This window comes from uncultured Clostridium sp. (assembly GCF_937920395.1).
In the GTDB taxonomy this organism is placed as follows: Bacteria; Bacillota; Clostridia; order Clostridiales; family Clostridiaceae; genus Clostridium_AD.
Window position 1 is genome coordinate 1 of sequence record NZ_CALEVF010000252.1, and the last position, 14,525, is coordinate 14,525.

The window sequence follows — 14,525 nt, forward strand, 5'->3', positions numbered from 1 at the left end:
TACGTGCAATGACAGTTGTTCTTCCATCAGGAGAAATTACTAAATTTGGAGCTACGGTATCAAAAACAAGTTCAGGTTACAGTCTTTTAAATTTGATGATTGGTTCAGAAGGCACCCTTGGAATTATTACAGAACTTACCTTGAAAACTATGATAGCACCAAAGGCAGTTGCAAGTTTAATTATTCCTTTTGAAAATCTAGATGATTGCATTTCTGCAGTTCCTAAATTTAAAATGCAACACATGAATCCACAAGCATTAGAATTTATGGAAAGAGAAATTGTTTTATCTAGTGAAAGATTTATTGGAAAAAGTGTATTCCCTCAAGTAGTTGATGGAGTAACTGCAAATGCTTATTTACTTGTTACTATAGACGCAAGTGACGAAGATGAATTAAATAATCTTATTGAACAAGCAAGTGAAATAGTATTAGAAGCAGGAGCAATTGATGTTCTTGTAGCTGATACACCTGCAAAAATTAAAGATGCATGGGCTGCACGTTCTAGTTTCTTAGACGCAATTATGGCAGAAACAAAATTATTAGATGAATGTGATGTTGTAGTTCCAATAAATAAAATTGCTTCTTATCTTGCTTTTGCAAATAAAACTGGAGAAGAGTGTGGTTTGACTATTAGAAGTTTTGGACATGCAGGAGATGGAAATCTTCACATATACCAATGTAGTAATGATTTAGATGAAGCAGAATTTAAAATAAGAGTTGAAAAATTCTTTGATATTATTTATAAAGAAGCAATAGATTGTGGCGGACTTGTTTCAGGAGAACATGGAATAGGTAGTGGAAAGATTAGCTATTTAGAAGAGTGCGTTGGAAAAGTAAATATGGAATTAATGAAAGGCATTAAAAAAACTTTTGACCCGAATTCTATTATGAATCCAGGTAAAGTATGCGCTCCAATAGATGGTGCTAACTAATATAACACAATTGAAAAATACTTTTAAAATACGAAAGGTAGGTAATTAATATGAATTTTATACAAGATGAAGATAGCCAACAATTACAAGAAATGTACCGTGATTTTGCAGAAAAAGAGGTAAAACCAATCGCAAAAGAAATTGATGAAAGTATGCGTTTCCCATCAGAAAACATACCCAAAATGGCTGAAATGGGTCTACTTGGAATTCCATTTCCTGAAGAATTCGGTGGAGCTGGAATGACTACATTAAGTTATATACAATGCGTTGAAGAATTATCTAAAGTTTGTGCAACAACAGGTGTTATTGTTTCAGCACATACTAGTCTTTGTGCAACACCAATTTACACATATGGTACAGATGCACAAAAAGAGAAATATTTAAAACCACTTGCCTCCGGTGAACAATTAGGTGCCTTCGCATTAACAGAACCTGTTGCTGGAACTGATGCTTCTATGCAAAAGTCAACTGCAGTACTCGAAGGAGATCATTATGTATTAAATGGTAGCAAGATCTTTATTACTAATGCAGGATTTGCAGACGTATATATTGTTTTTGCTATGACAGATAAGAGTAAGGGAACAAAGGGCATTTCAGCATTTATCCTTGAAAAAGATTTCCCCGGTTTTTCTGTTGGAACTCATGAAGTAAAGATGGGAATTAGGGGATCTTCTACATGTGAATTATTCTTTGATAATTGCATAGTTCCAAAGGAAAATCTTTTAGGAGAAGAAGGTAGAGGATTTAACATTGCAATGGCAACTCTTGATGGAGGCCGTATTGGTGTTGCAGCACAAGCTCTTGGAATTGCAGAAGGTGCAATAGAAGAAACTATAAAATATGTTAATGAACGTGTTCAGTTTGGACGTACTATTTCAAAATTCCAAAATACACAATTTGAGCTTGCTCAAATGCGTGCAAATACAGAAGCTGCAAAACTTTTAGTATATCAAGCTGCATGTGCAAAGGATAATCATGAAAGATTTACACATTTCGCGGCTATGGCAAAATTAGTTGCTTCTAGAAATGCCAGCGATGTAACAAGACGTTGTTTACAATTATTTGGTGGATATGGATATTCAAGTGATTATCCAATTGAAAGAATGATGCGTGATGCAAAAATAACAGAAATTTATGAAGGAACATCAGAAGTTCAAATGATGGTTATTGCTGGATGGATGGGTGTTAAATAATAGATAACTAAAATTAAATAAAAAACAGATGATCAGGAAGATAATTTCCTGATCATTTGTTTTTAATGCAGATAAGAAAAAAAACTGATCATGATTATAAAAGAAAAATTTTATAAAGGTGGAGTTATTTATATATATATATATATGAATAACTTCTTTTGTATTTGGAAGATGTTCAACCTTATATACATTTAGAAATAATTTATAATATTTACAAATAAAAAGAGGTATATTGGTATAAATGTAGAATATTAACAATATACTGTTTAAAGGCGATAGAAATATTGTAAGTGATAATATATAGTAAAACGGGGGAAGAAATATATGGAGTTAAATGCACTGGAAAGTGAGATGTTAATTGATATTTATGATGCAGATATGATGCCAGAAATGCCATTTGAGATCGAAAATTATATTTTGGCTGAGGAATATCCAGAAAATAAGATACAAGAATTTGTTTTTCATTTAAAGAAATTAAAAAAGTTAGGGCTTATAAAATATGAAGAAAGAGAAGCGTTTGTAAAAAGTGGAAGTTATAGTGTTAAATACAATAATAATGTGACTATAATTTATGGAGATAAAGTCCATATAGATTTTAAAGGAATAAAACTAGTTGAGGGTTATAATTACGGTAATTCAGAAATTAAAGAAAAAATCATTATAAATGATTAGCATAAAAAGTAAATTAATAAAAACAAGTCTGACAATTAATGTTAGACTTGTTTTTTAGTTACTTGCTTAAACTTATTAATCAACAAATCAGTGTATTTATTTATATAAGTCAAAGTGTGTTTATAAGATTTAATATCAAAAACAGATACAACTATTAAAAATGTAGGAACTATAATAATTAATAAAATAACTGTAGTTATTGCAAATTTAATGTATGATGTAGGATATATATTAAATTTATTTCCGGTAATGACTATACTTAAAAATAAAATTGTATCCACAGCCCATCTTTTATATGTAACTAATGAACTTCTTTTAAGAATATACTTATTTGTATAAATTATTATATCATTTGTTCTGTATAATAATGCAGTAATAGTTCCTATTAAAACTCCGTATATTCCAAATTTGTTTACGCATATGAGTGATATAACAATATTAATTGTTGCTTCTATAATTGCTCTATATTGTGTTTTTTTAAAATGGCCTGCAATATTTATAGCATTAACACCAGATGCTCTTGCGAAAGACATCAAATTTAATGTAACAAAGAGAATAGGGAGCAAAGGATCAATATAATTTATATCTGTCATTCCTGCTGTATAAAGTTTCATAAATGGTAATATTAATATATATGTTATAGAATATAAAGCAAATACAATTGCCATATAATATAATTCATAACAATCGTATAAATTAAAAAATTTGATTCTATCTTCATAGTAAGTAGAACCAAGTATAAATACAATACCAGAGTTTATGTTTGAAATTAAACTATTTATCATCTGAAATATTAAATTATACATTACATAAACACTAACGACTTTCAATCCACAAAAAATAGTTAGTATAAATACATCAGTATTATTAAATATCATATATGATATCTGGTGCACTAATACGGAGTTTTTTTGGGATAAAGCAGAATAGTTAGGTTTTATGCTTAAGTCAATCCACTTATACTTTCTCTTTATATAAATCCCAATCATAAACATCTGTAAAAGATTTATTATAAAATATGATAGTTGAATTAATATTAGATTATAACCTAGTATTAATAATGTTATTTTTATAATATTAGTAAGTATGGTTACAATAATACCAATGTTAGATATGATATATCCTTTCCCATCTGCTGTTAAAAGTAATTTAAATTTAGCTTGAAAAAAGTAATTTATAACACCGACCATACCCGTCAATAATATTACTAGAAATACAGTTATGTTACCAATATTTGATTTAATACATAAAGGATATACTATTGATAGAGCAACAACAGTTAGTAAATAAATTTTTCCTGTTTTTTTATAATATTTCGATGTCGCTGATAATATACTATTTATGCTATCTTTGTCATCTGCAGCAATAGGTTTGTAAAGTGACTGAATAGTAGTTGCCCCAACACCGGCTTCTAAAACACTCATATATACAATTATTTGAAGTAATGATGCCATAAACCCATTTACTTCAGATCCAAACCTTACTATAAAAAGCCTTGGTATAAGCACACCAAAAGCGATTGTAACTAGTTGGTTTATAAATCCAAATAATATATTGTAAAATCCATGTCTAACTTTCATTATTATTCCCTCATTTACTATTAACTTGATTTCTACATTCATCTGGATAATTTATAGCTAGTATTGCTAATAAAACGTGTATGGGGAAGAAAGAAAATACGGATGTATCTAATACAAAATTAGCAAATAAAATTATATATATTGGTAACAAACGTACATCAATAAACTTTATTTTAGTTTCATGTTTAGTTTTGTTTGCTATACTTTTATTACATTTAAAAATATATAACATGTATATAACAATACCTAACAATCCAATTTTATACCATGTGCTTAAATAAACATTATGTGCTGCCGTTGAATTTAAAAAATTAGATATTCCTTGTCCCAGAAATAAAGTTTTAATATTTGAAAATATTTCATTAATATAATTCTGCCAAATAGAAGATCTACCTGTTGTGACTGTAGAAAGGTCAACATTTCCACCAACAAATCTCACAAAATATATATCATAAAAATAATTGTAATTTAACATTAAAGCTACACTTATAGAAATGGATAAAAAGCTAATATATTTAATTCCTTTAAAAATACTCTTTTTAAAATATATCAGCATATAAAATATAATAATTATTATTATTGAAATTAAATACATCTTAGATAAAGACAAAAAACCAAACACAACCAAAACTAGTATAAAAGTATTTTTTAATGTTTTTAATTTTCTTTTAGGTTTTATTACCATTAAAACACTTATTGCCATAAGTATTTGTAATGCGTAATAATTTGGATCAATATCAAGTCCAGAGATTCTAGTAATAAGACCTCCATCTACAATTACAGTATTAACACTACGCATACTTATTAAGTAATTATTGATTTGTATAAAATTCTGACCTATATAACCCAATAAAGCGGCGGAACCTACTCCCATTGCATAAAAAATAAAATAATTCTTATAGTTATTTTTAGAGATTTTTTTGCTCAGAGAAGCAAAAACAAGAATAATACAGTTGTTACATATAAAATTTAAATTTGCCATTATTTGAAAATCACTTGATATAAAACTTATAATAAATACGTAAATAGTAAGGATAATAAAAGAAAGTGAAAGCTCTAAATCAAAAATGTTTTTTTTGATAAACAAACAAATTATAATAAAAGCAATTACTAGAAATGAATACAATGATTGTTTTGTTAAATCATATTTAAATACGTATACCCATGAAACAAAAAATAATAAGTAACATATTTTATTTTGAACTTTATCAAATATCATACCTATTAGTATAATAAAAAAGCTAGAAAACACTAAAATTCTATTGCCAGTCATCATATAAATGATAATTAATGCTACAGCAATTAAAATTATAAAAAATGTTTTAAAAGGAAATTTTGTTTCATTATTCATTATGAACCTCTTTTAAAACAATATTTAGTTGGGAAAGAGCTAACTTATTAGAAAACTTAGAAATACACAAATTATTTTTTAATATATTTATTTTGTATGAATTAGTAATTAATTTATATATTGTATTAAACAATTCATTCACGCTAATACCTACAATTAAACCATTATAATTATTTTGAATCTGCTCCTTAGAAGCAATATAATTTGTAGTAATAACTGGCGTTTTTAATATCAATGATTCACCTACAACCATTGGATATCCCTCATAATCTGAAGTTAATACAAACAAATCTGCATTAGCTATATATGGATATGGATTCCTTTTATTCCCTGTAAATTCTATGAATTCTTTTACTCGTTTTTCTTTTGCTAAAGTAATATTTATATTTAAATCTGGGCCATCACCAACTATGTACCATTTATAATTGGTGATATTATTATTTTTGAGCATACAACAAACCTCTATTATTCTATCAATTCGTTTTGTACTGTTATCTATTCTTGCAACTGTTACAATATTTATTTTATTTTTTGAGTAATCTACACCATACAATTTTGACTTTTTTAATATTTCGTTAATTGGAAACAGGTTATATGCAACAAAAGTCTTTGATTTAAGTTCAGGTGCAATTTTATCAAGTTTTGACTTGCAGGCGTTCGATACTAATATAATATGGTCAAATTTTGAATATGTTTTTAAGCAAATGGTCTTATTTAATTTAGCATTATCAGGATCAGTATGAAGCCATGCTATTTTTCTGGTAGCATCTATAAAATCAGCTACAAATTGATTACAGCCCCTATTAAAATAAGATATAGCAATATCATAGTCATTAAACTTATTTTCCATAAGAAATATTCTATTGTAAAATCTCTCGCTTCCAATAATTCTAACTAATATCATCAGAATTATTCTTACAAAGATTTTCATTATATTTTTTGTATTCACTACATTAGCAAATGAATTGCCTACAAGATTTAAAAAATAATGACTTTTTATAATATTTACATTTTTAGGTATTTCACACATTAATTCACCATCGTCAGAAAATAGAAACAAATCAATCTCCAGATCTTTTCTATTTTTATTCAATTCCTTTAATGTGTTTATCAAAGCAGTTTGTATGCCACCAGTATTTAAATTTATACCCGTAAATAATACTTTCACATATTCCACTCCCTTATTTTAGATTTAGATACAAGGCCGATAATTTATGTTCCATTATATTCCATGAAAATACTTTATCATAAGCATTTCTACCATTTTGACCCATTTTTATTCTCATATTTAAATTCTTTTGTAAAATCAAAATTACGCGAAAAAATTCCTCAGCTTTATAGTCAATTGATAGTCCCATATCATATCTATTTATTAATTCATCAACACCAGTATTATTACATACAACTATAGGCTTTTTTAGAGCCATTGCTTCATATATTTTATTTGGTGCAGAAAATCTATGGTTTATAATTTGGGGGTTATACGTTGCAAATAAAACATCACATTCAGATTCTAACTGCAATACATCGCTATAATTTAGCTGTCCATAATAATATATATTATCTAATTTAACTGATAATGATTTAAAATAATCCTCAAAATAACCAAAACCTCCTATGTGTAATTCAATGTTAGTGTAATTGCCAATTAGTTCTGATATTTCAATTAATAATCTATTATTTTGAAGTATTCCAACATAAACTATTTTTAACTTTTTATTTAAACTTTTGCACAATTTAGTGTTGCTTTTTGTAAATTCTAAATTAGGTGAATTATGAATAACTTCAACTCTTTTAGGTGAAGATTTTTCTATTTGTTTGTAACGTCCTTCATTGCATATAATTACAGCATCAGAAGAATTTATTATGCCTATATCTATCCGTTCAACTATATTTTGAATTTTACCAGGAATATAGTGAGAATGAATATAGTAGTCAAAAATGTCATAAATAAGTATCTTATTAATTATTTTTTTAACTAAAAAACAAGGAATTACACAATCAAAATCACATGAGTGCATTATTGAATACTGTTTTCTTTTTATAAATAGAGAATATAATATCCAAAATTGAAATATTATTAATTTAGGTAAACTTTTTAAACCATCACCATATCGACATTTTACATTGAACAACATAACTTGCGCTATTCCATTATTTAATTGAAATTTTGGAGTATTAAATTCTCTTTTTTCTCTGTTCCAACCTAAGATTAATACTCTAAAGCCGCATTTTAGTGCTGTATCAGCTTCCTTTATCACCCTTGAATCTGATACTATGGAATTAGATCTAATAAAAATTATACCTTTTTTGCCTTCTGAGCTCCTCAATTTATACACTCCATATAAATTTTCTCCATTTCTTTCATAATATTTTCAATTGAGTATGTTTTTATAAGTTCAAGACTCTTTTCACCAAACTTATTTCTTAATTCTTCTGAATTATAAAGGCTTTCAATTGAACTAGTAAACATTTTAATGTCTTCTATACCAACAACATATCCATTTTCACAATTATGAACTAAATCATGATTGCCTCTAACATCTGAAACCACAAGGGGTAATCCTGTTGCCATTGCTTCCATAATATTAACAGGTAACCCTTCTCGCCTAGAAGAGGATACAGCAATATCAGACATAACCATAAGATTTGAAATATCTTTTCTGTATCCTAAAAAATGAACATTATTCTGCAAATTTAGTTTATTAACTTTATTTTTGTATTGCTTTGATAATTTTCCGGAACCTAATATTAGAAACTTCATATTGGGAATTTTTTCATATAATAAGTTGACCACATCTATAATTAAATCTTGATGTTTTTTATAGCTAAGTTCAGCTACATATATTAGAATAAAATCATTATCTTTGTATCTATATTTTTTTCGTAATTCAGTTTTTTTTACAAGTGTTTGATTTTGAAATTTATTCAAATCGATACCAACACCATTTACAAGCTTTATAGATTTAGCTTTAAAATTACTAGTGGTGCACATTTTATAGTCTTCTTTATTTATTGTAATCAAACAGTCTGTGTATTTTGATAGCCATTTTTCAATTGGATAATATAATACCCAATTTCTTAATGGAGAACCTTTAAAAAAATGAAATCCATGGGCAGTATAAATAACTTTTGTACCATTTACTCTCGCTTTTCTTGCTGCTAATCGAGTTAATACGCCTCCGATAGGTGTATTACAATGTATAATAATAAAGTTGTTTTCATCTATTATTTTTTTTAAATTTATATATGCGCTTATATTTTTAATACTATATGGTGACCTCTCAAATAGAATATTATGTTTCACATCTACAAAAGGAATTTTTGACTCTCCATTACTTGCAACATGAACTTCATATCCTTTCTCTTTAAACCATTTAAGGTAAGGTAGATGAAAATTTAATATATGACTATCCACGGTAGCTGTAAACAAAATTTTTTTCATAACATATCACCGTCCATTTTAAAATCATTTTTTTAATGATGCATTTGTACTATACTATGAAGGACTTTTATGAGAGGTGTATTCGATTTATTAAAAAGTACTGAGTAATAATAATTTTTAAGAATTGATATTGAGTCTAATTATCAAATTTATAAACTTTGAATATTATAAATAACGAGGTGATGAAATGGAGGTAACAATTAAAGATGCATCTGGAAGGGAAGAGTTGTCAATCAGTAGTTTAGAAATAGCAATTGATAATGAATCTACAGATGATAGTTCATTAATACAAGGATTGATTGATTCTGTTGCAGCAAATGGAGGTGGTATAGTAGATATACCTTCACAAACTTATATAGCAAAAAATATAGTCCAAGGTGCTAATATAATATTGCGTTTTGCTCCAAAAACAATTCTTAAATTTCCAATTGATAGTATTAATACAGATAGAATGATAATAGTTGGTAGTCTTGATGGCAATTTTTTACCTAGTGATGGTAGTGTAGATTATTATGGGATTCAAGGAAATGGACTTATTATAGATGCAAGCAATATCCCAAAAGGGAATAATTGTAATGGGATATTTGTTAGTGGTGCTATTAATTTTCAAATTGATAATGTTATTGGTGTAAATATATCACTTGGTTATACTGTTGAAGTAATTAGAAGTTATGGTACTAGAATTGTTTATCCAATGCATGGAATCATAACAAACATTAAAAGCTTTGGAACAAGATGTTGGGGAGCAATTGCTTGTGAATCTTGTATAGATTTATTAGTTGAAAATATATATTGTGAGCAAGGCACTGGTATTGTCCTTGAAAGCGATATAGATGTTATGCCAAACGGAATCATGGCTTTTCAAGATATAGTTATAAATAAGGTTATTAGTTTAAATGGTTCAGCAGTTACGTTGAATCCTAAAAGATGTTATGCAGATACTATATCTATAAGCAATATTAGTGCAAGCTTTGGTGGAATTAATTTGTATTACAACACAGATGCTCCAAGTGGTAGTATTAAAAATGTTTTTATCACCAATTTTATTGGTGATGGAGGCGGGATTACTGAAAATGGATTTGAAAGTCCAAATGATGTTTATGTAGATAATTTAATTGTTACAAATGCTACTGCCCAAAACTATAACTCAAATGGCTTTAGATGTAATGCAGGCACATGGTATAACTGTATTGCTAAATTAAATGGGCTAAATGGTTGGAATTCAACATTTCAAACACCAACAGCGTATATAGCTACATTTTTTTCATGTGTTTCTCAAGATAACAATGTAAGAAATGGTATTAATTATTCAGGATTTTCATTACTAAATCATGCTAAATTAGAATTTGATTCTTGTATAGCAACAGATACAAGAACAACAAAGTTACAATGGTATGGAGTTTTTGCTAGTTATGAACCAGTGTATACAAAAGATTGTATGTTTGATGGAAATAAGATAGGGAGAATGGGGCCAAAAGATAGAGCAATCTATGACGTTATTGATTATGAAACTTTTATGGAAGATATAAACCATGTTATTACACCCTATAAGAAAATAACAACTACAATTGGAATAAGACAAACAACATTACCACATAATTTAAACCGAATACCTTCTATGGTTATTATAGTACCAAAGAGAAACGCTACAGTTTGGGAATCTGCAGTAGGAACAAATTATAATATTTTTCTTACGGCTAGTGTTAATGTAATTTGTGATGTTTATATTTATTAATTTAAATAAAGAGTTTAATTAGACAATATTAGTCAAAGACAGAAAAGATACCATAAGATTGTTCCTTTGGTATCTTTTCTGTCTTATCTAAAGGATTAAACCTAATCCTTTAATTATCTTGCACCATGTCCCTTAAATACTACTAATACAGTTTTAAATATTATTTTTGTATCTGTCCACAAATTTCTTTTTTTAATATATATTAAATCCCAATGTAGCTTTTCACTTGGAGTTAGATCATATCCTCCATTAACCTGTGCAAGTCCTGTAAGACCTGGTTTAACGTTTAATCTATTCATAAATCCTGGAATACTTTTTTCAAACTCATTAGTAAATATAGATCTTTCTGGTCTAGGACCTACTATATCCATATCTCCTTTTAAAATGTTGTAAAGTTGAGGTAGTTCATCTATTCTTGTTTTTCGTAGAAACTTACCTATATTAGTTACTCTTATATCATTTATACCAGCCCATTGTGGTCCATTTTTTTCAGCATCACAACTCATAGATCTTATTTTGTATAGTGTGAATGGTTTTCCGAATTTACCTAATCTTTCTTGTGAATAAATAGGGTTTCCTTTTGATTCTAAAATAACAAAAATGCAGGTAATTACGATTACGGGTACGGCAACTATAGCAGCAATGATACATAAAATAATATCTAAGAGTCTTTTAAAAACATCGTAAAATTTTATATTGTTTAACTTTTTTATTATATTCACCTACCTTGTTGTAAGCTTAAATTAATATAGATATTAACAAGTTAATTAGTTTTAAAATTATATATTTTCAATGTACTATATGAAGGAATTATATAAGCGGTGTATTTTATTTATTAAAAAAGCATAATAAATAAAGCACCAATTGGGAGAAAATAATATCAAAAGTGAATATGATTTTAAACACTAATGATACAAAATAGGGTGTTTATGTTAATATTAATATGGATTGTTTAGTGAAATGAATGATTTAGGTAGTATAAATTACAGTTGAAAGGAGCTGAATAAACAATATGAAAATATTGATGAAAAGTGGTTTATCAAAGGAAAACTTTATTGTAAGGAAAAAATTAAACGAAAATAATATTGAAATTCAGTTACTTAAAGAATTTTATAGTAATGAAATATCATTAATGCAATATTTTAATATGATAGTTAATTCTGAATTAGACGTGAGCATAATTCATACCCCGTTAGTAGATGGGGAAGATGTAGAAATTGATGACTTTTATGATAAGATAAAAAAAGATGTATTTTTTAAGACTTGTGAGTTAGCGAATATGGTAGGTATTAAATTTAATAAAAATATAATGGTTATTGTTCATAGTTCAATGAATTTTAATCAAGATATAACCAATTTAAATAAAATTGCACTTATAGATAATGTTTTATTTGATGTTTTTAACAAGTATCCCAACATCTTAATTGCTATAGAAAATATAATTCCCTTAGCTAACAATTATAAAGGGTATTATGGAAGAAATGGTTTCTTGAATGATAACTGTATGTATGTTGATTACTTTATAGATAAATATGGATTTAAAGATAAAATTGGAACGGTTTTGGATACTTGTCACGCTTTGGTCACTATAAAGCTTTTAGAATATTGTAAAATATCAATAACACTTGATAAGTTTTTTGAATGGAACAAAAAAAATGTAATGTTAATTCACTTAGCTAATTTAGGGGATAATGGTTACGGTAAAAACAACCATGGTATAGGATTTATTGAAGGAAAAGATTTAGAGTTATTAAGTGATATAATGTATTTATATCATAAATACGAATATGATTGTCCTATAACCATAGAGGTTCGTGAAAAAGATTATTTAAATCCAGTAAATTATCTTAAAACAAAAGAAAATTTACTTAGTATAAATTCTTTTTAAGTCAAAAATTAGTGGATTTTTATGTTTTGACAATAATTTTTGTATATGATAGGGTTAATAGGTTCATCGGAGGGTATATAGATAACTATATGCTGGATAAGATGGTTGGGTAAAATCAACTGTCTTACCCAGCATTTTTTATGTTAGGAGGGTTATATATTTATGCAGCAACATAACGATTTAACGAAGGGGAAGGTTATCCCCACACTATTAAAATTTGCATTCCCGTTTTTATTAGCAAGTTTGCTACAAGCGCTTTATGGCGCAGCAGATTTGCTAGTTGTTGGTCAGTTTGATAATTCTGCCCAAGTTGCTGCGGTGGCAACGGGAAGTCAGATTATGCAGACAATTACAGGAGTTATTCTTGGACTTACCACAGGAGGTACAATTATAATTGGAAGCTATTTGGGTGCAAAAAGATACAAAGACATTGCAGAGTCAATTGGAACTATAATTTGTATATTTGCTATAATGGCCACTATTTTGACAGTAATTATGGTATTACTAACAGGTACTATTACAAGTTTAATGAATACACCAGCAGAGGCATTTAAATACACAAAAGAATATATTTTAATATGTTCTTATGGTATACCATTTATTATTGGTTATAATGTCTTAAGTGGTATTCTGCGAGGGTTAGGTAATTCAAAAGCACCATTATACTTTATAATGGTAGCTTGCGTAACTAATATTGTTGTGGATTTAATATTAGTTGGTGGTTTACATATGGGTGCACCAGGAGCAGCGATTGCCACTATATTAGCTCAAGCTATAAGTTTCATAATTGGGATCATGTATATAAAAAAAGTAGGTTTTGTTTTTGAGTTTAATCGCAGTAATATTAAACTTGAACCTGGTAAAGCAAAGAGAGTATTTAAGCTAGGATTGCCAATAGCACTGCAGGATGGTTTAATTAATGTTTCTTTTATAATAATTACAGCGGTTATAAATGTAATGGGGCTTACTGCTTCTGCATCAGTAGGTGTTGTAGAAAAAATAATTGTATTTACAATGCTTCCAACTATTGCGTTTGCTTCAGCAATTGCAGCAATGACAGCTCAGAATATGGGGGCAGGAAAAGAGGAAAGATCGAAACAGTGTTTGTATATAGGAATGGGATGTTCATTAATGATAGGGATAATATGCTATATATATGTACAAATTAATCCAATGTCGATGACAGCACTGTTTTCGAGGGATGTTCAGGTGATAAGAATGGCTGCATTATATCTGAAATCATATAGTATTGACTGTATTTTGGTATGCTTTGTATTTTGTATGAATTCGTTTTTTAGTGGGTGTGGCAATTCTTTGTTCCCAATGATTCACAGTCTAATTGCTACTTTTTTTATTCGTATTCCATTGTCATTTGTTTTAAGTAAAATGGCAGGTATCACATTGTACGCAATTGGGTTTGCATCGCCTCTTGCGACATTTGCATCACTTGTAATGTGTATAATATACCTGAGGTCCGGAAGGTGGAATAAAAATCAAATTATTGCTCGGGAAATTATGTAGTATAATGTGGGAATAAAGTGTGACAAGTAGCAACGATATTTCTTAAATCAATTAATATAATATGTGATTATAAATATAGACTATAAACATATAGATTATTTATGTCGAATCATATATAATGGTATCCTATTTAGTAATTTTTAATAATAAAAAATAGACCAGCTAGTTAAAGTCAACTATTTATTTTAAAATTGTTTATAGTTATTTA

Annotated in this window: 12 protein-coding genes; 6 read left to right on the top strand and 6 right to left on the bottom strand. The window is 27.8% G+C overall.

From position 1 onward, the window contains the following. From Q0649_RS16510 to Q0649_RS16520, 3 genes are all read left to right on the top strand, one after another. Positions 1-932 (top strand): FAD-binding oxidoreductase (locus Q0649_RS16510; RefSeq protein WP_298844569.1); only part of this gene is annotated, 932 nt, incomplete at its 5' end. 50 nt (positions 933-982) lie between these two features. Beyond that, on the top strand, positions 983-2,125 hold the full coding sequence (locus Q0649_RS16515) for an acyl-CoA dehydrogenase (protein ID WP_298844571.1): 1,143 nt from the start codon (positions 983-985) through the stop codon (positions 2,123-2,125). A gap of 324 nt (positions 2,126-2,449) precedes the next feature. Then, positions 2,450-2,797, top strand: coding sequence for a hypothetical protein (locus tag Q0649_RS16520; protein WP_298844573.1), 348 nt, complete (start codon positions 2,450-2,452; stop codon positions 2,795-2,797). Between the two features lie 41 nt (positions 2,798-2,838). Here Q0649_RS16520 and Q0649_RS16525 read toward each other — a convergent pair whose 3' ends face one another. From Q0649_RS16525 to Q0649_RS16545, 5 genes are read right to left on the bottom strand one after another with little or no spacing between them, the layout of a single operon-like run. Continuing rightward, positions 2,839-4,377, bottom strand: coding sequence for a lipopolysaccharide biosynthesis protein (locus Q0649_RS16525; protein WP_298844575.1), 1,539 nt, complete (start codon positions 4,375-4,377; stop codon positions 2,839-2,841). A gap of 10 nt (positions 4,378-4,387) precedes the next feature. After that, positions 4,388-5,728, bottom strand: a complete 1,341-nt coding sequence (locus Q0649_RS16530; RefSeq protein ID WP_298844577.1) for a hypothetical protein — start codon at positions 5,726-5,728, stop codon at positions 4,388-4,390. Then, a complete protein-coding gene (locus tag Q0649_RS16535) occupies positions 5,721-6,896 on the bottom strand; it encodes a glycosyltransferase (protein ID WP_298844579.1) in 1,176 nt (391 codons plus the stop codon). The genes Q0649_RS16530 and Q0649_RS16535 overlap by 8 nt, the downstream gene beginning before the upstream one ends. 13 nt (positions 6,897-6,909) lie before the next feature. Beyond that, positions 6,910-8,058 (bottom strand): glycosyltransferase family 4 protein, encoded by a 1,149-nt coding sequence (locus Q0649_RS16540; protein WP_298844581.1) that lies wholly within the window; start codon positions 8,056-8,058, stop codon positions 6,910-6,912. After that, on the bottom strand, positions 8,055-9,173 hold the full coding sequence (locus tag Q0649_RS16545) for a glycosyltransferase family 4 protein (protein ID WP_298844584.1): 1,119 nt from the start codon (positions 9,171-9,173) through the stop codon (positions 8,055-8,057). The genes Q0649_RS16540 and Q0649_RS16545 overlap by 4 nt, the downstream gene beginning before the upstream one ends. Positions 9,174-9,360: 187 nt before the next feature. On the opposite strand from Q0649_RS16545, the gene Q0649_RS16550 reads away from it, so the two are divergent. Continuing rightward, the gene (locus Q0649_RS16550) at positions 9,361-10,908 is read left to right on the top strand and encodes a hypothetical protein (RefSeq protein WP_298844586.1); all 1,548 of its coding nucleotides are present in this window, start codon (positions 9,361-9,363) and stop codon (positions 10,906-10,908) included. A 113-nt stretch (positions 10,909-11,021) separates the two neighbouring features. Here Q0649_RS16550 and Q0649_RS16555 read toward each other — a convergent pair whose 3' ends face one another. Beyond that, positions 11,022-11,630, bottom strand: coding sequence for a sugar transferase (locus Q0649_RS16555; RefSeq protein WP_298844587.1), 609 nt, complete (start codon positions 11,628-11,630; stop codon positions 11,022-11,024). Positions 11,631-11,920: 290 nt separating this feature from the next. Here Q0649_RS16555 and Q0649_RS16560 point away from each other — a divergent pair, with 290 nt between their 5' ends. Together Q0649_RS16560 and Q0649_RS16565 are read left to right on the top strand one after the other, a co-directional pair. After that, positions 11,921-12,796, top strand: coding sequence for a hypothetical protein (locus Q0649_RS16560; RefSeq protein ID WP_298844589.1), 876 nt, complete (start codon positions 11,921-11,923; stop codon positions 12,794-12,796). A gap of 162 nt (positions 12,797-12,958) precedes the next feature. Next, positions 12,959-14,317 (top strand): MATE family efflux transporter, encoded by a 1,359-nt coding sequence (locus tag Q0649_RS16565; RefSeq protein WP_298844591.1) that lies wholly within the window; start codon positions 12,959-12,961, stop codon positions 14,315-14,317. Positions 14,318-14,525 lie beyond the last annotated feature (208 nt).